At 72.2% G+C, this 24115-nt stretch carries 25 protein-coding genes; 15 read left to right on the forward strand and 10 right to left on the reverse strand.

From position 1 onward, the window contains the following. Positions 1-19: 19 nt before the first annotated feature. Complete coding sequence (locus ACZ51S_RS14165; protein WP_468475064.1) at positions 20-1039, reverse strand: hypothetical protein; 1020 nt, start codon at positions 1037-1039, stop codon at positions 20-22. 369 nt (positions 1040-1408) lie between these two features. Here ACZ51S_RS14165 and ACZ51S_RS14170 point away from each other — a divergent pair, with 369 nt between their 5' ends. Both ACZ51S_RS14170 and ACZ51S_RS14175 read left to right on the forward strand, forming a co-directional pair. Further along, positions 1409-2050: an IclR family transcriptional regulator gene (locus tag ACZ51S_RS14170; protein ID WP_007264382.1), complete on the forward strand. Its 642-nt coding sequence runs from the start codon at positions 1409-1411 to the stop codon at positions 2048-2050. Between the two features lie 55 nt (positions 2051-2105). Beyond that, positions 2106-2903: a S16 family serine protease gene (locus ACZ51S_RS14175; RefSeq protein WP_468802098.1), complete on the forward strand. Its 798-nt coding sequence runs from the start codon at positions 2106-2108 to the stop codon at positions 2901-2903. On the opposite strand, the gene ACZ51S_RS14180 is transcribed toward ACZ51S_RS14175, so the two are convergent. From ACZ51S_RS14180 to ACZ51S_RS14195, 4 genes are all read right to left on the reverse strand, one after another. Further along, entirely contained in the window at positions 2833-4128 is a 1296-nt protein-coding gene (locus tag ACZ51S_RS14180) for an MFS transporter (RefSeq protein WP_468960863.1), read from the reverse strand. The two genes, ACZ51S_RS14175 and ACZ51S_RS14180, sit on opposite strands and share 71 nt — an antisense overlap. Beyond that, the gene (locus ACZ51S_RS14185) at positions 4125-4349 is read right to left on the reverse strand and encodes a hypothetical protein (RefSeq protein ID WP_468475062.1); all 225 of its coding nucleotides are present in this window, start codon (positions 4347-4349) and stop codon (positions 4125-4127) included. Before ACZ51S_RS14185 ends, ACZ51S_RS14180 begins: the two co-directional genes overlap by 4 nt. A gap of 65 nt (positions 4350-4414) precedes the next feature. Further along, positions 4415-5092 (reverse strand): helix-turn-helix domain-containing protein, encoded by a 678-nt coding sequence (locus tag ACZ51S_RS14190; RefSeq protein ID WP_468960865.1) that lies wholly within the window; start codon positions 5090-5092, stop codon positions 4415-4417. A gap of 77 nt (positions 5093-5169) precedes the next feature. After that, positions 5170-5640 carry an Lrp/AsnC family transcriptional regulator gene (locus ACZ51S_RS14195; RefSeq protein ID WP_125816769.1) on the reverse strand — a complete coding sequence of 157 codons (471 nt, stop codon included), beginning with the start codon at positions 5638-5640 and terminating at the stop codon, positions 5170-5172. A 129-nt stretch (positions 5641-5769) separates the two neighbouring features. Between ACZ51S_RS14195 and hppD the strand changes: the two genes are divergently transcribed. After that, on the forward strand, positions 5770-6915 hold the full coding sequence (gene hppD, locus ACZ51S_RS14200; RefSeq protein WP_388940933.1) for a 4-hydroxyphenylpyruvate dioxygenase: 1146 nt from the start codon (positions 5770-5772) through the stop codon (positions 6913-6915). Positions 6916-7207: 292 nt separating this feature from the next. On the opposite strand, the gene ACZ51S_RS14205 is transcribed toward hppD, so the two are convergent. After that, the gene (locus ACZ51S_RS14205; protein ID WP_468475060.1) at positions 7208-8716 is read right to left on the reverse strand and encodes a tetratricopeptide repeat protein; all 1509 of its coding nucleotides are present in this window, start codon (positions 8714-8716) and stop codon (positions 7208-7210) included. A 96-nt stretch (positions 8717-8812) separates the two neighbouring features. Between ACZ51S_RS14205 and ACZ51S_RS14210 the strand changes: the two genes are divergently transcribed. Next, the gene (locus tag ACZ51S_RS14210; protein ID WP_468475059.1) at positions 8813-10183 is read left to right on the forward strand and encodes an FAD-binding oxidoreductase; all 1371 of its coding nucleotides are present in this window, start codon (positions 8813-8815) and stop codon (positions 10181-10183) included. Positions 10184-10215: 32 nt separating this feature from the next. On the opposite strand, the gene ACZ51S_RS14215 is transcribed toward ACZ51S_RS14210, so the two are convergent. After that, a complete protein-coding gene (locus tag ACZ51S_RS14215; RefSeq protein WP_468802095.1) occupies positions 10216-10698 on the reverse strand; it encodes an SsgA family sporulation/cell division regulator in 483 nt (160 codons plus the stop codon). Between the two features lie 288 nt (positions 10699-10986). Between ACZ51S_RS14215 and ACZ51S_RS14220 the strand changes: the two genes are divergently transcribed. Continuing rightward, positions 10987-12432: an RDD family protein gene (locus tag ACZ51S_RS14220; protein ID WP_468960868.1), complete on the forward strand. Its 1446-nt coding sequence runs from the start codon at positions 10987-10989 to the stop codon at positions 12430-12432. Between the two features lie 84 nt (positions 12433-12516). Continuing rightward, entirely contained in the window at positions 12517-13242 is a 726-nt protein-coding gene (locus ACZ51S_RS14225) for an RDD family protein (protein WP_468475056.1), read from the forward strand. 69 nt (positions 13243-13311) lie between these two features. Here ACZ51S_RS14225 and ACZ51S_RS14230 read toward each other — a convergent pair whose 3' ends face one another. Beyond that, complete coding sequence (locus tag ACZ51S_RS14230; RefSeq protein WP_468475055.1) at positions 13312-13641, reverse strand: hypothetical protein; 330 nt, start codon at positions 13639-13641, stop codon at positions 13312-13314. A gap of 465 nt (positions 13642-14106) precedes the next feature. On the opposite strand from ACZ51S_RS14230, the gene ACZ51S_RS14235 reads away from it, so the two are divergent. Beyond that, positions 14107-16461 carry an immune inhibitor A domain-containing protein gene (locus ACZ51S_RS14235; protein WP_468475076.1) on the forward strand — a complete coding sequence of 785 codons (2355 nt, stop codon included), beginning with the start codon at positions 14107-14109 and terminating at the stop codon, positions 16459-16461. 112 nt (positions 16462-16573) lie between these two features. Further along, the gene (locus ACZ51S_RS14240) at positions 16574-16888 is read left to right on the forward strand and encodes a hypothetical protein (RefSeq protein ID WP_468475054.1); all 315 of its coding nucleotides are present in this window, start codon (positions 16574-16576) and stop codon (positions 16886-16888) included. A gap of 58 nt (positions 16889-16946) precedes the next feature. Here the strand turns inward: ACZ51S_RS14240 and ACZ51S_RS14245 are convergent, their stop codons facing one another. Beyond that, positions 16947-17543, reverse strand: coding sequence for a nicotinamidase (locus ACZ51S_RS14245; protein WP_468475053.1), 597 nt, complete (start codon positions 17541-17543; stop codon positions 16947-16949). A 180-nt stretch (positions 17544-17723) separates the two neighbouring features. Beyond that, a complete protein-coding gene (locus tag ACZ51S_RS14250) occupies positions 17724-19055 on the reverse strand; it encodes a nicotinate phosphoribosyltransferase (protein WP_468475052.1) in 1332 nt (443 codons plus the stop codon). Between the two features lie 81 nt (positions 19056-19136). Between ACZ51S_RS14250 and clpS the strand changes: the two genes are divergently transcribed. The 7 genes from clpS to ACZ51S_RS14285 all read left to right on the forward strand — a co-directional run bounded on the left by clpS (position 19137) and on the right by ACZ51S_RS14285 (position 23919). Then, positions 19137-19451 carry an ATP-dependent Clp protease adapter ClpS gene (clpS, locus tag ACZ51S_RS14255; RefSeq protein WP_388940960.1) on the forward strand — a complete coding sequence of 105 codons (315 nt, stop codon included), beginning with the start codon at positions 19137-19139 and terminating at the stop codon, positions 19449-19451. Continuing rightward, entirely contained in the window at positions 19451-20053 is a 603-nt protein-coding gene (locus ACZ51S_RS14260; RefSeq protein WP_468475051.1) for a DUF2017 domain-containing protein, read from the forward strand. Before clpS ends, ACZ51S_RS14260 begins: the two co-directional genes overlap by 1 nt. A 351-nt stretch (positions 20054-20404) precedes the next feature. Continuing rightward, positions 20405-21850: an amino acid permease gene (locus tag ACZ51S_RS14265; protein ID WP_468475050.1), complete on the forward strand. Its 1446-nt coding sequence runs from the start codon at positions 20405-20407 to the stop codon at positions 21848-21850. Positions 21851-21992: 142 nt separating this feature from the next. After that, positions 21993-22415: a M67 family metallopeptidase gene (locus tag ACZ51S_RS14270; protein WP_388940968.1), complete on the forward strand. Its 423-nt coding sequence runs from the start codon at positions 21993-21995 to the stop codon at positions 22413-22415. Positions 22416-22492: 77 nt separating this feature from the next. Further along, entirely contained in the window at positions 22493-22600 is a 108-nt protein-coding gene (locus ACZ51S_RS14275) for a putative leader peptide (RefSeq protein WP_311736929.1), read from the forward strand. Between the two features lie 81 nt (positions 22601-22681). Further along, the gene (locus ACZ51S_RS14280) at positions 22682-22969 is read left to right on the forward strand and encodes a MoaD/ThiS family protein (protein WP_388940971.1); all 288 of its coding nucleotides are present in this window, start codon (positions 22682-22684) and stop codon (positions 22967-22969) included. Next, positions 22969-23919: a PLP-dependent cysteine synthase family protein gene (locus ACZ51S_RS14285; RefSeq protein WP_468960871.1), complete on the forward strand. Its 951-nt coding sequence runs from the start codon at positions 22969-22971 to the stop codon at positions 23917-23919. The genes ACZ51S_RS14280 and ACZ51S_RS14285 overlap by 1 nt, the downstream gene beginning before the upstream one ends. Positions 23920-24115: the final 196 nt, after the last annotated feature.

Consider the following 24115-nt stretch of genomic DNA (forward strand, 5'->3'; position numbering starts at 1 on the left):
CGTTCCCGTGTGCTGTGCGTCAGGCGGAGACGCGGCGACGACGGCCGGTGCCGGCGACCAGGGCCGCACCCATGGCGAGCGCGACACCGCCGGCGCCGAGCGCCCAGCTGGTGGCCGCGTCGGCACCGGTCTCGGCGAGCTCGCCGCCGGTGTGGGTGCCGCCGCCGGTGTTGCCGGAGCCGGTGCTGGTGTCGACGATCGGCGTGGTGCTGCTGCCGCCGTTCGGCTTGGTGTTGCTGTTGCCGCCACCGGTGTTGCCACCGTTGTTGTGGCCGGTGTTACCGCCGGTGTTGCCACCGCCGTTGGATCCCTTGACGATCTTCGACTCGACCACGGCGGTGTCGGAGAAGACGTCGTCGTCCACGTTGCTGCCGCCGGCGGCGATGACGGCGATCTCGCCCGCCGGGGCGCCCGTGGTGAACTTGACGCGGACCTGGAGGCTGACCTTCTTGGCCGGGATCTCGATGTCGTCCGTCAGCAGGGCGATCACGGAGCCGCCCTCGCCCATGATCTCCACGTCGTGCCAGGCGCCCTGGTGGAAGATCTGGATCTTGACGTCCGAGGCCTCCAGCTCGGCGGCCTGGTCGGCGACGGCCAGGACGAGCACGTAGCTCTCCTGCGCCTTGCCCTTCGAGTTGTCCACGGTGTACGTCAGGTTGGTCCAGTCGCCGCCCGCCTTGAAGGCGCTCGGGACACCGTTGACGTCGAGGACCGGGCCGGTGGCGACGAGGTCTTCCTCTTCCTCGTCCTGGGCGGCCGGGGCCGGGGCCGGCGCCGGGGCCGGCTTCTCGGCGGCGGGCTTGGCAGGGGCGGGCGCGGGCGCCGGCTTCTCGGCGGCGGGCTTGGCAGGGGTCTCGACGGCCGGCGCCGCGTCGTTGGCCGGGGTCTCGGCGGCGGGCGCCGCGTCGTCCTTCGGAGCCGCGTCCGGCGTGGTGACGGCCGGGTTCTGGGCCTCGTCCGCCATCGCGGGCGTGGCCATGAGGACCGTCGGGCCCACCACGGCGGCAGCGGCCACGACGGCCATGCGCTTCAGCTTCACTGTTGCTTCTCTCCCCTGATAAGCGTTCGAGGCTTGCGTTGCCCGCTCCCCCCAACATCATTTTTGAACACGATCAGAGTAAGGCCCGTGTAAACCGGTTTTCGGTCAATGGACATTACGAATCGATACAGCTGCGCGAAGAAAACGGCTTAAACCGGCAGTAGGCGACCGGATTCTGGACGAGGCCTTTCGCTCAGCGGACTCGCTCGCTACTGTCCCCGCATCGAACGCCCCGTGGCAGCGCCGCCGCGGGAGCGCAGCCGGTGCCATGGCCGCTACCGGCGGCCTCTCCATGCGTCGCCGTGGGACCGGCAGCACCGCACCGCATGAGAGTCACCGCCGCCCACCTAAAACAGAGGGAGAGGCGTCGTGACCGCGGAAACCTCCCAGACTCTCGACCGAGGGCTCAGGGTCCTCAAGCTGCTCGCCGACACCGACCACGGTCTGACCGTCACCGAGCTCTCCAACCGCCTCGGTGTCAACCGCACGGTGGTCTACCGTCTGCTCGCCACGCTCGAGCAGCACGCCCTGGTCCGCCGCGACCTCGGCGGCCGGGCCCGCGTCGGGCTCGGCGTGCTGCGCCTGGGCCGGCAGGTCCACCCGCTGGTGCGCGAGGCGGCCCTGCCCGCGCTGCGCTCGCTCGCCGAGGACATAGGGGCCACCGCGCACCTGACCCTCGTCGACGGCACCGAGGCGCTCGCCGTGGCCGTCGTCGAGCCCACCTGGACCGACTACCACGTCGCCTACCGGGCCGGCTTCCGCCACCCGCTGGACCGAGGCGCGGCCGGCCGGGCCATCCTGGCCGCCCGCCAGGGCTCGCTGATCGAGCCCGGCTACACCCTGACCCACGGGGAGCTGGAGGCGGGCGCCAGCGGTGCCGCCGCTCCGCTCGTCGGCATCACCGGACTGGAGGGCAGCGTCGGCGTCGTGATGCTGGCCGACGCCGTGCCGGAGCGGGTCGGGCCCCGCGTGGTCGACGCGGCCCGCGAGGTCGCCGACGCCCTGCGCTGAGGGGCGCGGACACGGGCGGCGCGGGCCGGGCGGTCCGGGTCGGTAGATTGACCGGGTGCTCTCACGCCTCACACGTCTGCCGCGTCCCGCCGCCCTGGCCGTCTGCGCCGCGCCCGTCCTCGGACTGTTCGCCGTCGCGGCCCTCGCGCCGCTGCCCTTCGTGGTGGCCGTGCCCGGCCCCACGGCCGACGTGCTGGGCACCGACCAGGGCAAGCCGGTGATCACCGTCACCGGCGCCCCGGTCCGGGACACCAAGGGCCAGCTCCGGATGACCACCATCCGGGCGACCGGCCCCTCCTCGACGATGACGCTGCACGAGCTGATCGACCACTGGTTCAAGGGCGACGAGGCGGTCATGCCCAGGGAGTCCGTCTATCCCTCGGGCGGGAGCGACCGGCAGATCGAGGAGCACAACCTGGAGGAAATGGCCCAGTCGCAGTCGGCCGCCGTGACCGCCGCCCTCGGCTACCTCCGCAAGGACCCCAAGGACATCAAGGTCCGGCTCGACCTCGCCGACGTCGGCGGCCCGAGCGCCGGGCTCCTCTTCACCCTCGGCATCGTCGACAAGCTCGTCGGCGACGGCAGCGGCGGCGACCTCACCGGAGGCCGCAGCATCGCCGGCACGGGAACCATCAGCGCCGACGGCACGGTCGGCGCGGTCGGCGGAGTGGGCCTGAAGACGCAGGCCGCGCGGCGCGACGGGGCGACCGTGTTCCTCGTGCCGAAGGCGGAGTGCTCGGACGCGAAGTCCGAACTCCCCGACGGGCTTCAGCTGATCCCCGTCACTTCGCTGACGGACGCGGTGAACTCGCTTCGGGCGCTGAACCGGAGTGAGAACGTGCCGTCCTGCTGACGGACGGCTTCGCGTTCAGACCGCGCCAGGCGGGGAAGAGCAGCGGGGCGCTGGTCGCCAGGAGGTAGACGGCGGCGAACAGGAGCAGGGCCGTGGTCACCCCGAAGCCGTCGACCAGGAGGCCCGCCGCGAGGCCGCCCATCGGCATGGCCAGCTCGCCGCCCGCCATGCTCACACTGGAGACACGGCTGCGCAGGTCCTCCGGTACGAGCTCGGCCACGACGGTGGTCAGGATCGGGTTGAGTACGCCCGCGCCCAGGCCGGCCAGGGCCATGGTGACCGCGAGGGGCAGCGGGGTGTCGGTGACGGCGGCGACCACGTAGCGGGTGGCCCCGGAGGCGAGGAAGGCTCCCGCGAAGACGGCTCTGCGGGGGAAGCGTTCGCCCCAGGCGCCGTAGAGGAGGGCGCCCAGCAGGGCGAAGCCGCCGAAGAGGGAGACCATCAGGCCGAGGGTGGTGGCGCCGCCGAGGTCCTCGCGGCCGTGGACCGGCAGGAGGACGGAGGACCAGCCCTGGTCCAGCCCGTTGGTCGTCATCACCATGAGGGTGATGCCCATCAGGAGCCGTGAGTGGATCAGGAACCGCCAGCCCTCGGCGAGCTCGGCGCGGTAGGCGGCGAAGGAGGGTCTCTCCCGGGTGCGCTGGGGTTCCGCGGCCGGGACGCCGCGCAGGAAGGCGGAGACGAGGAGTGCGGACGCGGCGAAGGTGGCCGCGTCCAGGAGGAGGACGGTCTCGGCTCCGAACACCGAGATCAGTACGCCCGCCACCGCGGCGCCGATCATCCGGGCCCCGCGCGAGACGGCGTCGTAGAGGCTCGCCGCCCGGGCGATGGTGGTGCCCGCGTGCTCGGCGAGGCTGGGCAGCAGGACGTAGCGGGCGGTCAGGCCGGGGGTGTGCACGAGACCGCCGACGGCCATCAGCGCGCACAGCATCCAGAACTCGAGCAGGTCCGCGGAGTGGAGGAGGGGGATCGCGCCGACCGACAGGGCACAGATCACGTCCGAGGCGGCGGAGACCCGGCGGCGGCCGATCCGGTCGATGACCGGGCCGCCGACGAGTGCTGCGATCACCACCGGCAGGGTGGCGCAGAAGGCGACGACGCCGGCTCGTCCGGCGCTGCCCGTGGTCTGGAGCACGAACCACGGGACGCCGATCAGGGTCAGGGAACTCCCCGCTATGGAGATCGTGTTGGCCGCCAGGACCGCCGCGAAGGGCCGCCGGCTCATGCGGCGTGCTGCCGGATCCGGTGGTGGACGTGGGCCGGCTGCATCAGGCGTATGCCGGCGGCGACCAGGGCCTCGCCGAGGCGGTTGCGCAGGGCCGGCAGGGCGGGCAGGACCGGGGAGGGGCTGGGGGCGGCCTCCCGGGCGAGGTGCCAGGCGGCGGCCTCGGCGGCGAGGGCGGCGGTGCGGGCGGCGTGGATCTGGGCGTGCGTGAAGGCGTGCATGGCAGGACTCCTTCTGCGGATGCGGCGGATGCGGCGGAGCGAAGGGGGAGAGGGGAGGGGAGGGGCTATTCGGTGGTGCGGCGCGGGAAGGCGTGGGTGTGGATGCGGACCGTTTCCACCTCCTCCGCGTTCCCGGCGGGCGGCAGGTCCCGGTAACTGTTGATCAGCTCGTGGAGCTTGTGGACCAGTTCATGGGTCTGCCCGGCGGTCAGACGGAGGGTGAAGTCGCTGAGGTCGCTGGAACCGCGCCAGGCCGGCGACCAGTCGACCGATTCGCCGAGCCAGGAAGTCAGCTCCTGCGTGTGGATCTTCATGATCTCGGCCAGGAAGACCTCGGCCGCCCCTCGCGTCTCGGGGTTGTCGTCGAGGGCGAGCGAGTCGTCGAGGCGCGTGCCGTCGTGCGCGGCCTTCCACCAGCGCTCACGGCCCTTGCCCCGCTCGGGCGCCTCCTCGATGAACCCGTGGGCGGCGAGCTGGCGCAGGTGGTAGCTGGTGGCCCCGCTGGACTCTCCGAGCCGCTCCGCCAGCTGTGAAGCGGTGGCCGGGCCGCTCATGCGCAGGGCGCGGAGCAGCCGCATGCGCAGGGGGTGGGCGAGGCCCCGCAGGGAGCGGGAGTCCAGCGTCCGGACCTTGGGCTCCGGGGGTGGTGCGGGTGTCGCCGCCGCGGGCTCGCTTTCGGGAGGGGGTTCGGGGGCGGGGCGGGGTGCGGGGCTGGGTTCGGGAGTGGCGTTCTTTTCGGGCATGCCCCAAGCGTAGGGTTGCAAAGGTTTCTGTGCAAGGGTTTCTTTGCAACCACTTCTTTGGAACTCTGCCGCGGGGATCAGCCGTCCGCCGCCGCCTGTTCCACCAGCGGGATGATCCGCAGGGGGACCGGATTCTCCATGACGATCGCCGTAGAGGCGCGGACGATCCCCTCGAAGCCCACCACCCGGTCGATCACCCGCTGGAGGTCGGCGTTGGACCGGGCCACGAGCCGGCACAGCATGTCCCCGTGCCCCGTCGTCGTGTGCAGCTCCAGCACCTCGGGGACGCCCGACAGGTGGGCCCGTACGTCCGCCCCCTGGCCCTGCTTGATCTCCAGCGTGGCGAAGGCGGTCACCGGATACCCCAGCGCGGTCGGGTCCACCTGCGGCCCGAAGCCGCGGATGACCCCGTTGGACTGGAGCCGGTCCAGGCGCGCCTGCACCGTGCCGCGCGCCACGCCGAGCCGGCGCGACGCCTCCAGGACCCCGATCCTGGGCTCGCGCGCCAGCAGGACGATGAGACGGCCGTCGAGCTCGTCGATACCCATGGGAACCCTTCCTCGATCGGCTGCGCATACTGCACAGATCCTTCAGTCATGCTGGGGCCGCGCTGGGCAATCTGTACAGCGGAAAAGGAAACTATTGCGCAGCTTGTGGAAGGGCGGGAATCTGCGCTTATGACTGAGACCCTGGACACCACCCCGCAGACCGCGCGTGAGGCAGACCCCTTCCCGGTGAAGGGCATGGACGCGGTCGTCTTCGCCGTCGGCAACGCCAAGCAGGCCGCGCACTACTACTCGACCGCCTTCGGCATGAAGCTCGTGGCCTACTCCGGACCGGAGAACGGAAGCCGTGAGACCGCCAGCTACGTCCTGACCAACGGCTCCGCGCGGTTCGTCCTGACCTCGGTCATCAAGGCGACCACCGACCACGGCCGCTTCATCGCCGAGCACGTCGCCGAGCACGGCGACGGCGTCATCGACCTCGCCATCGAGGTCCCCGACGCCCGCGCGGCCTACGCGTACGCCGTCGAGCAGGGTGCGCGCGGCCTGGACGAGCCGTACGAGGTCAAGGACGAGAACGGCACCGTCGTGCTCGCCTCGATCGCCACGTACGGCCAGACCCGCCACACCCTCGTCGAGCGCGTCGACTACACCGGCCCCTACCTGCCGGGCTACGTGGCCGTGGAGCCGATGGTGGCCCCGCCCGCCAAGCGGACCTTCCAGGCGATCGACCACTGCGTGGGCAACGTCGAGCTGGGCCGCATGAACGAGTGGGTTTCGTTCTACAACAAGGTCATGGGCTTCACGAACATGAAGGAGTTCGTGGGCGACGACATCGCGACCGAGTACTCGGCGCTGATGTCGAAGGTGGTCGCGGACGGCACCAAGAAGGTGAAGTTCCCCATCAACGAGCCGGCGATCGCGAAGAAGAAGTCGCAGATCGACGAGTACCTGGAGTTCTACAACGGGCCGGGCGTGCAGCACATCGCGCTCGCCTCGAACGACATCGTCGCGACGGTGCGGAGCATGCGGGCCGCGGGCGTCCAGTTCCTGTCCGTGCCGGACACCTACTACGACACGCTGGGCGAGTGGGTCGGCGACACGCGCGTGCCGATCGACGAGCTGCGCGAGCTGAAGATCCTCGCCGACCGTGACGAGGACGGCTACCTGCTGCAGATCTTCACCAAGCCGGTGCAGGACCGTCCGACGGTGTTCTTCGAGATCATCGAGCGGCACGGGTCCATGGGCTTCGGCAAGGGCAACTTCAAGGCGCTGTTCGAGGCGATCGAGCGGGAGCAGGAGAAGCGGGGCAACCTTTAGGTTGTTCGCCCCCGGGGGTGATGCGGCTCCGCCGGTTGTCTCCGGCGGGGCCGTTGGCCTGTCCGGCCCGGGGCGGGGGGCGCCGCTGCGCGGGCTGCTCCCCGCCCCGCCCTTCGCCCGTTCCCCGGGGCTGTGCCCCGGACCCCCGTTCCGGGGGCTCCGCCCCCAGACCCCCGCGCCTCAAACGCCGGCGGGGCTGGGGGGCCTCAAGCGCCGGCGGGGCTGGAAGGGGGCTGCGGGGGCGGGAGGGGGCTGCGGGGCTCGGGGGCGGCTCAGGCGCCGGCCGGGCGGCTCAGGTGGTGGCGGGCTTCGGTTTGGCCGTCGCCGGCTTCGGCTTCGGCTTCGGCGGGTTCGGTTCCGGGAGGTCCGGGGCCACCCACGGAGTGCGGGGCCGCATGTTCTCCGGGCCGCCCGCCGGGGGCTGGCCGATGGCCGACAGGGCCTCCTGCGCCAGCGGGGCCCGCAGCGGAGAGAAGACCGGGTTCGTGCGCAGCGCCGTCTGCAGGCTCCGGCGGGCCGCCGCCTCGTCGCCCAGGCCGCGTTCGATCACCGCCCGGTGGTAGGAGAACTCCGCGCTCCGCAGCCCGAGGTCGGTCGCCTTCTTCGCGTACTCCAGGGCCTGCTCGTCCTCGCCGTTCCGGTGCAGCGCCCACCCCAGGGCGTCGGCCACCTGCACGCTCTTGTGCCGGGCCCATTCCGCCGACAGGCGGCGTACGGCCCGGGCCGGATCGCCGTGGTCCGCCTCGTACAGGCCGAGGACCACCTCCTCGTTGACCCCGTTCGCCTCGCCCGCCGCCGCCAGCGCCGCCAGGGACCGGTACTGCGCCCGCGCCTCCTCCGGCCGCTCCAGCGACTCCAGCAGCTCCCCCAGCTCCAGCGCCAGCCGCGGCACCGGGGTGCGTCCCAGCGCCAGCCGGTAGTCGCGTACGGCCTCCCCGCCCCGCCCCAGCGCGGCCAGCGCCCTGGCCCGGCCGCCGAGCGCCTCGCCCTGCGCCGGATCGGTGCGCAGCGCGCCCTCGTACTGGCGCAGTGCCTCGCCCGGGTCGCCCCGCTCCCATGCCAGCTCCCCGAGCCGGAACAGCACGTGCGCCTTCTCCGCCGGGGACTTCGCCTCCCCGCCCGCCGCCTCCAGCGCCACCACCGCGTCCTCGCGCCAGCCCCGGTCGCGGTACACCTGAGCGGCCCTCAGGTGCGCGGCCAGGCCCGGCCGGAGCTCCATCAGCCGGTCCATCGCCCGCTGCGCGGCCTTGTAGTCGCCGAGGCCCGTGTACGCGTCCACGAGGACCGGGTACGCCGTCCAGCGCCGCGGCGCCTGCGCCCGTACCAGCTCCCCCCACTTCCTCGCCGTCCCGAAGTCCCGCCGGGCGCCGGCCAGCGCGCCCATGCCCGTCATCGCGTCGAGGTTGCCCTTCTCGGCGGGGCGGGCCTCCAGCGACCGCTTGAGCGCCTTCTCCGCCTTCGGGTACCACCCGGAATCGGCCGTCCGCCGGGCCTGTTCCAGGTACGCCGAGCCGAGCACCGCCCACGAAGCGTCGTCCCGCGGGTGCGCGGCGACCCACTTCTCCCGGTCCGCGACCAGCGCCGTCAGGTCCACCGCCGCCGCCGGCGCGCCCATCCCCACCGCCGACGCGGCCCGTTCGCTCGGCCCCGGAGGGCGTGCGTCGTCACCGGTGCGGGCCGGGCGGATCAGCAGGGCCCCGGCGATGAGGACCACCGCTACCGCGGCCGCCACGACCGTCTTGCGGCCGGTGAAGTTCACGGGTGGCGCGGGCTGCTGGGATTGCTCGTCGAAACCGTGCATGCGCTCACTGTGCGTCAATATGAAGAGCGCGCCGAGGTGTCCGAAGCCGGTCGCGGCCGTGTTCACACCGATGGCCCCGGCTGCCACTGTGGCCCCATGGATGACGATCTCATGGCCCGGCTCGGCGAAGGACTTCCGCCCGAGGCACTGCTGAGCGACCCTCAGGTGACCGCCTCCTACGCCCGCGACACGGCCGGCTTCTGCGCCGCCGGCACCCCGGCCGCCGTCGTCCTTCCCCGGACCGTGGAGCAGGTCCGGCACGTCATGCGCACCGCCACCGCCCTACGGGTCCCCGTGGTCCCGCAGGGCGCCCGCACGGGCCTCTCCGGGGGTGCCAACGCCTCCGACGGCTGCATCGTGCTGTCCCTGGTGAAGATGGACCGGATCCTGGAGGTGTCCGCCGTCGACCGGATCGCCGTCGTCGAGCCGGGCGTGGTCAACGCGGTCCTCTCCCGGGCCGTCGCCGAACAGGGCCTGTACTACCCGCCCGACCCCTCCAGCTGGGAGCAGTGCACCATCGGCGGCAACATCGGCACCGCGTCCGGCGGGCTGTGCTGCGTGAAGTACGGGGTCACCGCCGAGTACGTGCTCGGCCTCGACGTGGTGCTGGCCGACGGGCGGCTGCTGCGCACGGGACGGCGTACCGCCAAGGGCGTCGCCGGGTACGACCTGACGCGGCTGTTCGTCGGCTCCGAGGGCACCCTCGGCGTGGTGGTCGGAGCCGTCCTCGCGCTGCGGCCGGCGCCGCCCCGGCAGCTGGCGCTCGCCGCCGAGTTCCCTTCGGTGGCGGCCGCCTGCGAGGCCGTCTGCGCCGTCATGGAGGCCGGCCTGACGCCCTCGCTGCTGGAGCTGATGGACCGTACGACCGTCCGCGCCGTCAACGCCCTGGGGAAGATCGGCCTGCCCGAGAGCACGGAGGCACTGCTGCTCGCCGCCTTCGACACCCCGGACGCGCCCGCCGGCCTGGCGGCCGTCGGCGGGCTCTGCGCCGCCGCCGGGGCGAGCGCCGTCGTACCCGCCGAGGACGAGGCGGAGACGGAACTGCTGCTCCGGGCCCGCCGGATGTCCCTCACCGCCCTGGAGGCGCTGCGGCCCGCGACGATGATCGACGACGTGTGCGTCCCGCGGTCGCGGCTCGCCGAGATGCTGGACGGGACGGCCGCCATCGCCGCGGAACACGACCTGCTCATCGGCGTCTGCGCGCACGCCGGCGACGGCAACACCCACCCGGTGGTCTGCTTCGACCCCGCCGACGAGGACGAGACGCGGCGCGCCCGGGAGTCCTTCGACGCGATCATGGCCCTGGGGCTGTCCCTGGGCGGGACCATCACCGGGGAGCACGGAGTCGGGGTGCTGAAGAAGGAGTGGCTGGCACGGGAACTGGGGCCGGTCGGCCTGGAGATGCAGCGCGCCGTCAAACGGGCCTTCGACCCGCTCGGGCTGCTGAACCCCGGCAAGCTCTTCTGACGGCCGCCCCGTGCGCGGCGGGACGCGGCGGGTCACAGGTCGCCGTCCGCGGGCTCGTCGGAGGGCCACGGGTCGCGCAGCCACAGCTCGTCGGCGGGGGTGGGGGTGAGCAGTGCGGCCAGGGCGTCGTCCAGGCCGAGCCGCTCCGCCTCCGTCCCCGGGGGGACCATGCGCAGGGTGCGCTCCAGCCAGGCCGACACCGCACCGGCCGGGGCCTCCAGGAGGGCGTCGCCGTCGGGGGAGCTCAGCGCCATGCACAGGACGGACTCGCCGCCGATCTTCGTGGGCCAGATCCGGACGTCTCCCTGGCCGCACGGGCGGAACACCCCCTCGACGAGCAGCTCGCGGGCGAACGTCCAGTTGACCGGCATGCTGGAGCCGGAGTGGAAGGTGACGTGCACGGCGTAGGGGTCGTCGGTGAGGTACAGCAGCTTGGCGGGGACGGGGATGCTGCGCTCGGGTGACAGGACCAGCTTGAGTTCCAGTTCGCGCTCGACGACGGGGTGGTGGTGCATGGCGGCCTCACTTCGGGCGTTCGCAGGCGGACGCGGGGCGGTCGTCGCCCCGCACGAGGAGAGAGCACCCTCGTGCCCGGGTATGACGCGGGTTTCCGCGACGAATGTCAGGTTGGCCGGAATCTGTCGGCTGACCGAAACCCGTCGTCGGGGGCGGAGGCGGGGTGAGGTTCGCCCGAAGGCTTGGAATCTCCCGTTACCGGACCTGCCGACAGGGGGTTCTTGGCTATGGTCCTCCCCTTGGTCCTCCCCTGCACAAGCCTCGAGCCACGATCGGAGTTGGGGACATTGACGGCCTCCCCTGGTGACGGAGAGCACGCGGCCCGCGAGGGCTACTACCCCGACCCGTCCATCCCCGGGTACGTCCGGTACTGGAACGGAACGTCCTGGGTTCCGGGTACGAGCCGTCCTGCCGCTCCCGCCGCCGCTCGCGTGGAGGAGACGGGGCCGGTGTTCCTGGACGAGACCTCGATGACGGCGGCCCTGCGGGACCCGCGCCCCGCGGCGAACCGGCAGCCGCCGCCCCCGTCCGGCCGGGCGCCCGCCCCCGGGCCCGACGGGGGCTACGCGGGCGCGGTACGGGCCGCCGAAGCGGACCGGGCCCGGAGCGCGGCCCCGGGCGGCGCGGGCCGTCCGGCCGGCGCCGGGTGGCCCGCGCCGGAGCCCGAGGCCGGGGCCGGTCCCGGGGCCGGTCCCGCTGCGGGACGGGGGCAGGCGGGGTGGCAGGTCGACCCCGTCCACCAGGCCGGCTTCGGCGGCCCCCGCGACGCGCGGGTCTCGTGGGGGGAGCCGGCGGAGTCCGAGCCCGTCCGGCCCGCCGCCGGGATCTCCCTGGCCCGGCCCGCAGCGGCGGCGGCCGGCGCGCAGAGGCTCCCGGCGCAGGCCGCCGCCGAGAGCGTGGGCATCCTCTCGGCCCGCCCGCCGGCCTGGCCCGACGCCCCGGGCGCCGGTACCTCGGGCCTCACCTCCAGCTGGCCGGAGGCGGTACCGGACGCCCCGCCCCGGCGGCCGGAACCGGAACCGGAACCGGAGCCGGAACCGGAGCCGGAACCGGAACCGACGCCGGCGCCGGCGCCGGCGCCGGACCGCAGGATCCCGGCGACGCGCGAGGCCCCGGAGCCCACCGCCCGGCCCCGCCCCACGGCCTCCGCGCCCGCCCCGCAGCCCGCGGCCCCGGAGCCGCCCGCCCCGCAGCCCGCCGCCGCCGACGCGCCCGCCCCCGTCCGGGAGGACACCCGGGCCGTCTTCGAGCGGATGGCGGAGCGGGCCGCGCGGCCCGCCGGGCTGGGGCGGCGGGGGGCGGCCCGGCTGGTGGACGCCCTCGTGCACGCCGGGGTCGCCGCGGCCGTGGCGCTGCCCCTCGTACCCCGGGTGACGGCCCATCTGGAGGCGAAGGTGGACGCGGCCCGGGCGAGCGGGCGCACCACCACCGTGTACCTGCTCGACGCCACCACCGCCGGGCACCTGGGCCTCGTACTCGGTGCGGTCCTGCTCTTCGGCGTCCTCTACGAGGCCCTGCCCACCGCCCGCTGGGGCCGCACCCCGGGCAAGAAGCTGTTCGGCGTGCGCGTGCTGGCCGCCGCCACCCTGCGCCCGCCCACCTTCGGCGCGGCCCTGCGCCGCTGGCTCGTGTTCGCGTTCCTGGGGCTGCCGGGCAGCCTGTGGTGCCTGGTGGACCGGCCGCGCCGGCGGGCCTGGCACGACCGGGCGGCCGGGACGTACGTGACCCGCTGACCGGTCCGGAGGGCGTGCCGGGGCCGTGCCCCGGACGGACGCGGCCGCGTTGCGGGGCGGGCGGAGCCGGGTTCGACTCGGGCCATGAGCACCGATCAGCCGCCGCCGGGCCAGCCGCCCGAGGACGACCCGTTCCTCAAGAAGCCCCAGGAACCGACACCTCCGTCGGGCGGTTCGCCGTACGGCTCGCCGCCCCCCGGTGGCGGCGGCTACCCCCCGCCCCCGCCTCCCGGCGGTTACCCCCCGCCGCCGCCCCCGTACGGCGGTGGCGGACCCGGAGACCCGTACGGCGGCGGAGGAGGCGGCTACGGCATGCCCGACCCGCTCGCCGGGATGCCCCCGCTCGCCGACTTCGGGAAGCGGCTCGTCGCACGCGTGCTCGACACGCTGATCATCGCGGTGCCGCTGTTCCTCATCCAACTGCCCTTCGGCAACAGGCGCTACGTCGTGGACACCGAGGAGGGCGAGGACGTCACCGCCGTCATCTCGAAGTCGTACGGCGGCACGGGTCTGGTGTGGACGCTGATCGCGATCGTCGCGTACATCGGCTACGACTGGTGGTTCACGCGGAAGAACGGCCGGACCCTGGGCAAGAGGGTGATGGGTCTGCGCGTCGCGATGCTCAACGACGGCAGCGTGCCCCCTTCCGGTCCGGCGCTCGGCCGCGCGGTGGTGCTCTGGCTGCCGACGCTGGTGTGCTGCTTCTGCCTGTGGCCGCTCGCGCTGATCGTGTCGATGCTCGTCGACAAGCCGTACCGGCAGGGGCTCCACGACAAGGTCGCCAAGACGGTGGTGGTCAGCTCTTCTTGAACCGAGTGGTACGAGGACACGCGCGGGCGGCCGACCCCGGTGGGGGCGGCCGCCCGCGCCGGTGTCCGGTCAGTGGTGGACGCGGTGGTCCGCGGAGGCCGTGCGGGGCCCGGGCACCCGGGAGGCGTCCGCCCCCGCGGCCGTCCCGGAGGGCGCGGCCCCCCGTCCGGCGGACGCCCCCGCGCCCTGCCCGCCGGGCCGCCGCGCCGCGTGCCGGCCGCGGCGCCGGCGGGGGACCGCGACCGTGAGCGCGACCAGCAGTCCCAGGGCGAGCGCGGCGGCCGAGATGACCGCGACTCCGATCCCGGTGCTCGTCCGCGAGAGCAGCAGCAGGGCGATCGTCGACACGACGACGGTGGCGGAGCCGTAGACGAGCTGTGCGGCAGTCGGACGCGGCATGGCTTCTTCCGTCCTCGAGGCATGGAGGGGGGAGTCGCCTCAACAGATCGCGCACGCGTCAAGTGACTCCCCCAGGGCTTGCCCGGACGGAGTGACAGGTAAGCGTGAACTTACCCACGGTGCCGGGGCACGGAGGGGGCGCACGGCGTCGCACGCCTGGTCGCAATACCCGGAATGCCCGGGCCGGCGGGAGGTCTTCGCCCCGGATGGGGCGGTATGGCGACGGAACGTCCGAATAGCGGAACTCGCTGACCGCATAGTGCAGTTGTAAGGAAGAAGTCAAGGTCTGTCTTTTCTTTAGACTCTCCGGTCAAATGTCGTCACTTGAGACGCGCGCCGCGCGGAACCCCCCGCTCCTATGGAGACGTTCCGACCCACGTTGCGGCCGCGGGAGGGGAACGACATCAAGTGACCGGAAACTCCACCAGGCGTCGCGCGCTGCGCGCCGCCGCCGTCGGCGTGACCATGGCCGCCACCGCGGCCTCGGGCGCCTTCTTCACCACGGCCCAGGCCACCACCGCTTGGGGCAACGCTCCGGCTGTCGACAAGCAGGACCCGAGCTCGCCCGCGAAGGAGCAGGTCCAGCACAACCTCGAAACCCCGTTCAGCAAGCAGAACGCGCAGGCGCGCGAGGCAGCCCTCGACCAGGTGCTGGCGGGCAAGAAGAACGTCGAGCAGCGCGGTGCCTCGAAGGTCGTCAAGCTCGACGACAAGAAGTACGTCGAGCTGGGCCGCGAGAAGACCGACAAGATCTTCACGATCCTCGTGGAGTTCGGCGACCAGGTCGACAACACGACCATGCACGACCCCGACGGCCCCGAGGGCCCGAAGCCGGCCGAGCCGAAGTACGGGGGCACCCCCGGCCCGCTGCACAACACGATCGCGCAGCCCGACCGCGCGACCAACAACAGCACGGCCTGGCGCAAGGACTTCAGCCGCGAGTACTTCCAGGACCTGTACTTCGGTACGGGCCAGGGCAAGGAGTCGCTGAAGACCTACTACGAGAAGACCTCCTCGGGCCGCTACTCGGTCGAGGGCGAGGTCTCCGACTGGGTCAAGGTCCCGTACAACGAGGCCCGTTACGGCTCGAACTTCTGCGGCCAGTCCAACTGCTCCAACGTGTGGGACACCGTCCGCGACGGCGTCACCGCGTGGACGGAGGCCCAGAAGAAGGCCGGCAAGACCGACGCCCAGATCAAGGCCCAGCTGGCGCAGTACGACCAGTGGGACCGCAACGACTTCGACGGCGACGGCAACTTCAACGAGCCCGACGGCTACATCGACCACTTCCAGATCGTCCACGCGGGCGAGGACGAGTCGGCCGGCGGCGGCGCGCAGGGCAAGACCGCGCTGTGGGCGCACCGCTGGTACGCGTACGGCACGGACGTCGGCAAGACCGGCCCGGCGAACAACAAGGCCGGCGGTACCCAGATCGGCGACACCGGCATCTGGGTCGGCGACTACACGGTGCAGCCGGAGAACGGCGGCCTGGGCGTCTTCGCGCACGAGTACGCCCACGACCTCGGCCTGCCGGACCTCTACGACACCTCCGGTGGCGGCGAGAACTCGGTCGGCTTCTGGTCCCTGATGTCCGCGGGCTCCTGGCTCGGCCAGGGCAAGGACTCCATAGGCGACCTCCCGGGCGACATGACCGCCTGGGACAAGCTCCAGCTGGGCTGGCTGAACTACGACACGGCCAAGGCCGCGACGAAGTCCACCCACAAGCTGGGCGTGGCCGAGTACAACACCAAGGACAAGCAGGCGCTGGTCGTCGAGCTGCCGAAGAAGCAGGTCAAGACCGACATCGTCGCCCCCGCCGAGGGTTCCTCGCAGTGGTGGAGCCAGATGGGTGACGACCTCAAGAACACCCTGACCCGCTCGGTCGACCTGACCGGCAAGAAGTCCGCCGCCCTCTCCCTCAAGGGCTGGTGGGACATCGAGGCCGACTACGACTTCCTCTACACCGAGGTGTCCACGGACGGCGGTGCCACCTGGACCGCCCTTGCCGGCACCGCCGACGGTGCGGCCATCCCGGCCGACGCCTCCGGCAGCCCGTCGCTGACCGGCACCTCCGGCGCCTGGAAGGCGCTGAACTTCCCGCTGGACGCCTACGCGGGCAAGAAGGTCGACCTCCGCTTCCGCTACCAGACGGACGGCGGCGCGGGCGGCAAGGGCTTCACGGCCGACGCCGTCACCCTGACCGCGGACGGCGCCGCGCTGTTCACCGACGGCGCCGAGAACGGCGACAACGGCTGGACCGGCAAGGGCTTCGAGCGGATCGGCGCGGGCTTCACCAAGGAGTACCCGCAGTACTACATCGTGGAGAACCGCCGCTACGTCTCGTACGACTCCACCCTCAAGGTGGGCCCGTACAACTTCGGCTGGGCCAACACCAAGCCGGGCTGGGTCGAGCACTACCCCTACCAGGACGGTCTGCTGATCTGGCTGTGGGACAAGTCCCAGAAGGACAACAACACCAGCCAGCACCCGGGCCAGGGCCTGATCCTGCCGGTGGACGCCAACGCCAAGCCGATGAAGTGGTCGGACGGCACCCTGCTGCGGAACAAGATCCAGCCGTACGACGCCACCTTCAGCGCGTACTCCACGGACGCGTTCACCCTGCACAAGAACGGCGAGTCGCTCTTCGTCAAGCCGAAGCCCGCGAACATGGTCTTCGACGACCACAAGGGCAAGTACTACTACGAGGAGAACCCGACCGGCTCGGTGAAGGTCACTGACACCAACACCAAGATCAAGATCGCGAAGGAGACCTACGACGGCCTCCAGATGACGATCGAGGTCGGCCCCGCTGTCAAGTGATTAGGTAAAGCCGCAGGTCAAAGCATGATCGGCCGTCGCCCCCTAGCGGGCGGCGGCCGATCGCGTTTAGATGCGTGGGCGACTGTTCTTGTTGACGGGGGAGCTGAAGATCATGCCCGGTGGAGGTTTCGTCAGATTGCCAGGCGGCAGCGTGGTGGTCGCGCTCACGCTGCCGAGGCCGCCCTCCGCGGAGGGCGGCGACGACGGGAACGTACGCGTACTGGTACACGCGGCGAACCGGGCCCGCGCCCTGACCAGGCTGCGGAACCTCGGCATGCGGGCCGTGTACCTGCGGGGCAACGCGCAGCCCCCCACCCCGGACGAGGTCACCGCCGTCCTCCACCACCCCGACGGCCTGCTGTGGCGCGGGGCCCCGGACCGCGAGCAGGAGCTCTGGCACCCGATCCGCGCCCTCCTGGGCGGCTGAGCCGGGCTCGGGCCGCTCCGGGCGTCGGCGCCCGGCCGCCGCAGCCTCGCCGGCCGTCTCAGCGGCTCCGGTGGCCGCCGACCAGGGTCACGCCGGCCGCCCGGAGCTCCTCCAGCGCCTTCTCGGTGGTGTGCGGGGCCACGGCGGCCGTCAGGTCCAGCAGGACGCGGGTGGTGAAGCCGGCGCGGGCGGAGTCGAGGGCGGTGGCCTTCACGCAGTGGTCGGTGGCGATGCCGACCACGTCGACCTCGCTCACGTGCCGCTCCCGCAGCCATTCGCTGAGGCCCCGGCCGTTCTCGTCGGTGCCCTCGAAACCGCTGTACGCGGCCTCGTAGGCGCCCTTGTCGAAGACCGCGGCGACCGCCCCGGAGGCGACGGCGGGGGCGAAGTTCGGGTGGAAACCGACGCCCTCGGTCCCGGCGACGCAGTGCACCGGCCAGGAAGTCTCGTAGTCCGGTTCGGCCGGGGGCCGGGCGAAGTGCGAGCCGGGGTCGATGTGGTGGTCCCGCGTCGCGACGACGTGCCGGTAGCCGGGGGTGGTCTGCCCGATCAGCTCGGTGATCGCGGCGGCGACGTCGGCCCCGCCGGTGACCGCGAGGCTGCCGCCCTCGCAGAAGTCGTTCTGTACGTCGACGACGATCAGTGCGCGGTGCATGTCGCGTGTCCTTCGGGTCGGTGTGTGTGGTCGTGCGGTGCGGCGGGCCCCGCGGGGGCTCTTGCCCCACCCCGCCCCTTCCCGAAACTGCGGGACCGACCCCCGGGGAAGGCCGCGGGGGCCGGCGGGCGCCCCGCTCCGCGCAGCGGGCCCGCCGGGGCCGGGCCGCGCGAGGGGGCCTCAGTAAAGGGTCTCCGTCGGGAGCACGGCCTCGCCGCGGGAGAGCTGGGTCGCCGAGAGGGGCAGCCCGGCGCGGGCCGTGCGGTGGCGGTCGCGGGCGGCCTCCAGCGGCTCGCGGGCCACCACCTCGCCCCCCTTCACCAGCTGGACCAGCAGCTGCGCGTCGGCCAGCGCGGCCGGGACCGGTCCGGTGCCGACGACCTCCGCCTCCGCGACCCCCTCGGAGTCCAGCCGGCGCGCCGCCCACTTGCGCCCGCCGACGGAGGTCTTGCCGCCCGAGGACTTCTTCGCCACCGGCACCAGCGGCGCCTTCGGGTCGGCCGACGCCGCCCGTGCGACCAGCTTGTAGACCATCGAGCACGTCGGGTGCCCGCTGCCGGTCACCAGCTGGGTGCCCACCCCGTACGCGTCCACGGGCGCGGCCGCCAGCGAGGCGATGGCGTACTCGTCCAGGTCGGAGGTGACCACGATCCGGGTGCCCGTGGCGCCCAGCTCGTCCAGCTGCTGGCGCACCCGGTGCGCCACCAGCAGCAGGTCGCCGGAGTCGATGCGCACCGCGCCCAGGCCGGTCCCGGCGACGTCCACCGCCGTGCGGACCGCCTCCGCGACGTCGTACGTGTCCACCAGCAGGGTGGTCCCGCTGCCCAGCGAGGTGACCTGCGCGGTGAAGGCGTCCCGCTCGCTGTCGTGCACGAGGGTGAAGGCGTGCGCGCTGGTGCCGACCGTCGGGATCCCGTACCGGAAGCCGGCCGCGAGGTCCGAGGTGGAGCTGAAGCCGCCCACGTACGCGGCCCGCGAGGCCGCGACCGCCGCCAGTTCGTGCGTCCGGCGCGCCCCCATCTCGATCAGCGGCCGGTCGCCGGCGGCCGAGGCCATCCGGGAGGCGGCCGCCGCGATGGCGGAGTCGTGGTTGAGGATCGAGAGGATCACCGTCTCCAGCAGTACGCACTCGGCGAAGCTGCCCTCGACCCGCAGGACCGGCGATCCGGGGAAGTAGACCTCCCCCTCGGGGTAACCCCAGATGTCACCCGAGAAGCGGTACGAGGCGAGCCAGTCCAGCGTCCGCATGTCCACCACGGCCCGGTCCCGCAGGAACTCCAGTACCGCGCTGTCGAACCGGAAGTTCTCGACGGCGTCCAGGACGCGCCCGGTGCCCGCCACCACCCCGTAGCGGCGCCCCTCGGGCAGCCGCCGGGTGAAGACCTCGAAGACCGAGCGGCGGTCGGCGGTGCCGTTCGCCAGGGCTGCCTGGAGCATCGTCAGCTCGTAGTGATCCGTGAAGAGCGCTGTCGACGGCACGTCCACCGGCAGGCCCAGGTCCGCAGGGTTCATGTCACGGATGCTAGCGCACATTTCGTCAAACTGACGAGATGTGGGGGTCCGTTTGTGCGACCGGCCCGCCACAGTGGCAGCATGGGACGAGTGAGTGTTGCTCCTATTGAGATCGAACGCACCGAATCCGCCGAGGAGACCTTCGCGGTCCCCGAACCGGACGTCCCGTGGGTGACCCTGGTGCACAACGACCCGGTCAACCTCATGAGCTACGTGACGTACGTGTTCCAGGCGTACTTCGGATACCCCAAGGACAAGGCGACCAGGCTGATGCTCGACGTCCACAACAAGGGCAGGGCGGTCGTCTCCAGCGGCACCCGCGAGGAGATGGAGCGGGACGTGCAGGCCATGCACGGATACGGGCTCTGGGCGACCCTCTCGCAGGACCGCGGCTGATGGGCGGCGTGTTCGAGCCGCTGAAGGGCGGCGGGGCCGCCGTGGCCCTGGACGAGATCGAGATCTCCATCCTGCGCTCGCTGGCCGTGCAGCTGCTGGAGCTGATCGGCCCGGGCGGGCCGGAACCCGCCGAGGACGCCGACCCGCTGGCGGCGCTGTTCGCCTCCGACGGCCCCACCGAGCCCCCGTCCGACCCGGCGCTGGCCCGGCTCTTCCCCGACGCCTACGGGGGCCCCGACGGCCCGCGTCCGGGGCAGGACGCCGAGGAGCTGCGGGCCCGCTCGGCGGAGTTCCGCCGCTTCACCGAGAACGACCTGCGCACCCGCAAGCGGGAGGACGCGCTGGCCGTCGTGCGCAGCCTCGACGCCCTCACCCCGGCCGGCGACGGGGCGGCGGTGCTGGAGCTGACCGGCGAGCTGCCGCTGCGCTGGCTCGGCGCGCTCAACGACCTGCGGCTGACCATCGCGGCCCGGCTCGACATCTCCGAGGACGACGAGAGCGCGATGCTGTTCCGGCTCCCGGACGACGACCCGCGCAAGCCGATGGTGATGGCGTACCTCTGGCTGGGAGGGCTCCAGGAGACGCTCATCGAGACCCTCTGACCGCGCGCGGGCGGCCGGGGCCGACGGTCGGCGAACGTCAAATGCACCTTCGCGTTCGCTCAGCGGACGCTCAAATCCGGATAACGATCAGATCACCGCCATGCGGTGATCTGATCCATTTCGGCGCCCATGTCCCGGTATGACCGGGCCGAAGGCCGCTTCTGCGCCCTTTTCCCACCCCTAAGCCCGTGATAAATCTTCACGATCGCCGACGGGACGCCACCCATGTCCCCCGGCCCGCTCGAACCGGCTGACCGCCGGCGTGCAACTCCATCCGTATCCGGGGGGATCGAGGACCCGATCCGCAGCCGTTCCAGGCGCGGGTCGGCGTGGAGAAAGGCGCACCAAAACATGACCTCTGTGCAGGTCGAGCAGCACGACAGGACGCCCGGCGAGGGCGGTCGGGGCGAGGGCGACGGGGAGGGTTACCACCGGGCGCTCGGAGCCCGCCAGATCCAGATGATCGCGATCGGCGGAGCCATCGGCACCGGCCTGTTCCTCGGAGCGGGCAAGGCGATCTCCAAGGCCGGACCGAGCCTGATCCTGGCCTACGCCATCGCCGGACTGGTCATCTTCTTCATCATGCGGGCCCTGGGCGAACTGCTCATGTACCGCCCCGTCTCCGGCTCCTTCTCGGACTACGCCCGCGAGTTCCTGGGCCCGTTCTGGGGGTACGCGACCGGCTGGACGTACTGGCTGTTCTGGGTGGTCACCGGCATCACCGAGGTCACCGCCGCCGCGAAGTACATGGCGTACTGGACGGACGACAGTTTCCCGCAGTGGGCGTACGCCCTGATCTTCACGGTGATCCTCTACGCCGCCAACCTGATCTCCGTGAAGCTCTTCGGCGAGCTGGAGTTCTGGTTCTCCATGGTCAAGGTCACCGCCATCGTCGGCATGATCCTGATCTGCGCCGGCATCCTCACCATCGGCTTCTCCGACGCGGCCGCCACCGCCTCCGTCTCCAACCTGTGGAGCGACCGCGGCTTCTTCCCCCACGGCATCGGCGAGACGCTGATGACCCTGCAGATCGTGATGTTCGCCTTCCTCGCGGTCGAGCTGGTCGGCGTGACCGCCGGCGAGTCCAAGGACCCCGCGAAGACCCTGCCCAAGGCCATCAACACCGTGCCGTGGCGCATCGCCGTCTTCTACGTCGGCGCGCTCATTATGATCATGTCGGTCATCCCGTGGTCCAACTTCAAGGCCGGCGAGAGCCCCTTCGTCCTCGCCTTCGAGAAGATGGGCCTCGGCGTCGGCGCCGCGATCGTCAACTTCGTCGTGCTGACCGCCGCCCTGTCCTCCTGCAACTCGGGCATGTACTCCACCGGCCGCATGCTGCGCGACCTCGCGCTCAACGGCCAGGGCCCGAAGTTCTTCACCAAGCTCACGAAGAACGGCACCCCGCTGGTCGGCACCACCTTCTCCGCCGCCCTGATGCTGGTCGGCGTCTGGATCAACTACGTCGCCCCGGGCAAGGCCTTCGACTACGTCGTCTCCTTCGCCACCATCTCCGGCATGTGGGCCTGGGTCATGATCCTGGTCTGCCAGATCCGCTACCGCGCCAAGGCCGACCGCGGCGAGCTGCCCCAGTCCTCCTTCCGCGCCCCCGGCGCCCCCTGGACCAGCTGGTTCGCCCTGCTGTTCATCGGCATGGTCATCGTGATGATGGGCGTCGACAAGGACTCCCGCGTCTCGCTCTACTGCGCCCCGCTGTGGGGCCTGGTCCTGGGGGTCTCCTACCTGGTCCTCAAGGCCCGCAACCCGCGCGGAGCCGCCTTCAACAAGGTCACCCGCTGACCCGCGGAATCCGAGCCCCCCGGCAGCCGTCACGGCCGGGAAACACGCCCCGGGCCCCGCGCCCGGGGCATCGTGTCCACCATTCGGGCCCTCCCGTACCACTCCTCGGTACGAGAGGGCCCGTCTGCTTATCCTGTGGCCCATGCTGACCCTCACCCAGGCCCTGTACGACCAGATCGTCGAGCACGCCCGCAAGGACCACCCGGACGAGGCGTGCGGCGTGGTGGCCGGCCCGGCGGGCACCGGCCGCCCCGAGCGGTTCATCCCGATGCTCAACGCGGCCCGCTCGCCCACGTTCTACGAGTTCGACTCGAAGGATCTGCTGAAGCTCTACCGCGAACTGGACGACCGGGACGAGGACCCCGTGATCGTCTACCACTCGCACACCGCCACCGAGGCCTACCCCTCGCGCACGGACGTCACGTACGCGAACGAGCCCGGCGCGCACTACGTCCTGGTATCCACGGCCGACCAGGACGGCCTCGGCGAGTTCCAGTTCCGCTCCTACCGGATCGTCGACGGCGTGATCACGGAGGAAGAAGTACAGGTCGTGGCCGCCTACTGACCACCATGTGAGCCGATGGCGTCCACGATGCGGGATCACACTCCAAACGGGGGACCGGGAATCGTTAACATGACCGCATGGTTTCCCACGACGTGAGCATCGAGACGCCCGGCAGGCTGCTGCTCGTGGCGCGGCTGCACGTCGACCTGTGCCGCCTCGCCAGCGCCATCTGTCCTGCCGCCTGAGCACCCGGCCCCCTCCGCGCGGGGCAGCACGAACGCGCGCCCGCACACTCCTTCGCCCCTTTCACGACACTGGAGCCTGCCATGGCCATCGAGGTCCGCATCCCGACCATCCTCCGCACCTACACCGACGGCGAGAAGGCCGTCAACGGCGAGGGCGCCACCCTCTCCGAGCTGTTCGCGGACCTGGAGACCCGCCACAAGGGCATCCGAGAGCGACTCGTCGACCAGGACGCCGGCGGCCAGCTGCGCCGCTTCGTGAACGTCTACCTCAACGACGAGGACGTCCGCTTCATCGACGGCATCTCCACCGCCCTCAAGGACGGCGACAGCGTCACCATCCTCCCGGCCGTGGCCGGCGGCTCGAAGTAATGCGGTACGACTCCCCCCTCGCGGCGGTCGGCAACACCCCGCTGGTGCGCCTGCCGCGACTGTCCCCCTCGGCCGACGTCCGCATCTGGGCCAAGCTGGAGGACCGCAACCCGACCGGCTCGATCAAGGACCGCCCCGCGCTCCACATGGTCGAACAGGCGGAGAAGGACGGCCGACTGTCCCCCGGCTGCACCATCCTGGAACCCACCTCCGGCAACACGGGCATCTCGCTCGCGATGGCCGCGAAGCTCAAGGGCTACCGGATCGTGTGCGTGATGCCGGAGAACACCTCGCAGGAGCGCCGCGACCTTCTCGCGATGTGGGGAGCCGAGATCATCTCGTCGCCGGCCGCGGGCGGTTCGAACACCGCCGTACGGGTGGCGAAGGAGCTGGCGGAGCAGAACCCCGCCTGGGTGATGCTCTACCAGTACGGGAACCCGGACAACGCGGGCGCCCACTACGCCACGACCGGCCCGGAGATCCTCGCCGACCTCCCGTCGATCACCCACTTCGTGGCGGGCCTGGGCACGACGGGCACCCTCATGGGCGTCGGCCGCTACCTCCGCGAGAACGTCCCCGGAGTGCGGATCGTCGCCGCCGAGCCGCGCTACGACGACCTCGTCTACGGCCTGCGCAACCTCGACGAGGGCTTCGTCCCCGAGCTGTACGACGCCTCGGTGCTCACCACCCGCTACTCGGTCGGCTCGGCCGACGCGGTGACCCGCACCCGGGAACTCCTCCAGCAGGAGGGCATCTTCGCGGGCGTCTCCACCGGAGCCGCGCTGCACGCGGCGATCGGCGTGGGCCGCAAGGCGGTCGCCGCCGGGGAGTCCGCCGACATCGTCTTCGTCGTGGCCGACGGCGGCTGGAAGTACCTGTCGACCGGCGTCTACACGGCGGCGACCACGGAAGAGGCCATCGAGGTCCTCCAGGGCCAGCTCTGGGCCTGAGGCCCGTACGCACGGCACGCAACGGCACGGCCCGATGACGCCGCCGGGACCGCGGTACGCGGCCCCGGCGGCGTCCCGCGTCCCGGCCCGCCGCGGCCCCGGCCCCGGGGTCCGGGGCCGGCGGCGGAACGGCGGTTCACCCGGCCGGCCCCGCCGGGTCGCCCGGCCGGTCCCCCGCGCGCACGCTCGGTACGAC

The organism is Streptomyces sp. NPDC034043, assembly GCF_055575675.1.

Excerpts from the sequence above, each read along its gene's own strand:
- ACZ51S_RS14225 (WP_468475056.1), top strand. The coding sequence starts at position 12,517 with ATGAGCACCGATCAGCCGCCGCCGGGCCAGCCGCCCGAGGACGACCCG.
- ACZ51S_RS14245 (WP_468475053.1), bottom strand. The coding sequence starts at position 17,543 with ATGCACCGCGCACTGATCGTCGTCGACGTACAGAACGACTTCTGCGAG.
- ACZ51S_RS14185 (WP_468475062.1), bottom strand. The coding sequence starts at position 4,349 with ATGCACGCCTTCACGCACGCCCAGATCCACGCCGCCCGCACCGCCGCC.
- ACZ51S_RS14280 (WP_388940971.1), top strand. The coding sequence starts at position 22,682 with ATGGCCATCGAGGTCCGCATCCCGACCATCCTCCGCACCTACACCGAC.
- hppD (WP_388940933.1), top strand. The coding sequence starts at position 5,770 with ATGACTGAGACCCTGGACACCACCCCGCAGACCGCGCGTGAGGCAGAC.
- ACZ51S_RS14240 (WP_468475054.1), top strand. The coding sequence starts at position 16,574 with ATGCCCGGTGGAGGTTTCGTCAGATTGCCAGGCGGCAGCGTGGTGGTC.
- ACZ51S_RS14230 (WP_468475055.1), bottom strand. The coding sequence starts at position 13,641 with ATGCCGCGTCCGACTGCCGCACAGCTCGTCTACGGCTCCGCCACCGTC.
- ACZ51S_RS14260 (WP_468475051.1), top strand. The coding sequence starts at position 19,451 with ATGGGCGGCGTGTTCGAGCCGCTGAAGGGCGGCGGGGCCGCCGTGGCC.
- ACZ51S_RS14250 (WP_468475052.1), bottom strand. The coding sequence starts at position 19,055 with ATGAACCCTGCGGACCTGGGCCTGCCGGTGGACGTGCCGTCGACAGCG.
- ACZ51S_RS14210 (WP_468475059.1), top strand. The coding sequence starts at position 8,813 with ATGGATGACGATCTCATGGCCCGGCTCGGCGAAGGACTTCCGCCCGAG.
- ACZ51S_RS14265 (WP_468475050.1), top strand. The coding sequence starts at position 20,405 with ATGACCTCTGTGCAGGTCGAGCAGCACGACAGGACGCCCGGCGAGGGC.
- clpS (WP_388940960.1), top strand. The coding sequence starts at position 19,137 with ATGGGACGAGTGAGTGTTGCTCCTATTGAGATCGAACGCACCGAATCC.
- ACZ51S_RS14180 (WP_468960863.1), bottom strand. The coding sequence starts at position 4,128 with ATGAGCCGGCGGCCCTTCGCGGCGGTCCTGGCGGCCAACACGATCTCC.
- ACZ51S_RS14215 (WP_468802095.1), bottom strand. The coding sequence starts at position 10,698 with ATGCACCACCACCCCGTCGTCGAGCGCGAACTGGAACTCAAGCTGGTC.
- ACZ51S_RS14195 (WP_125816769.1), bottom strand. The coding sequence starts at position 5,640 with ATGGGTATCGACGAGCTCGACGGCCGTCTCATCGTCCTGCTGGCGCGC.
- ACZ51S_RS14190 (WP_468960865.1), bottom strand. The coding sequence starts at position 5,092 with ATGCCCGAAAAGAACGCCACTCCCGAACCCAGCCCCGCACCCCGCCCC.
- ACZ51S_RS14285 (WP_468960871.1), top strand. The coding sequence starts at position 22,969 with ATGCGGTACGACTCCCCCCTCGCGGCGGTCGGCAACACCCCGCTGGTG.
- ACZ51S_RS14275 (WP_311736929.1), top strand. The coding sequence starts at position 22,493 with ATGGTTTCCCACGACGTGAGCATCGAGACGCCCGGCAGGCTGCTGCTC.
- ACZ51S_RS14270 (WP_388940968.1), top strand. The coding sequence starts at position 21,993 with ATGCTGACCCTCACCCAGGCCCTGTACGACCAGATCGTCGAGCACGCC.
- ACZ51S_RS14235 (WP_468475076.1), top strand. The coding sequence starts at position 14,107 with ATGGCCGCCACCGCGGCCTCGGGCGCCTTCTTCACCACGGCCCAGGCC.
- ACZ51S_RS14205 (WP_468475060.1), bottom strand. The coding sequence starts at position 8,716 with ATGCACGGTTTCGACGAGCAATCCCAGCAGCCCGCGCCACCCGTGAAC.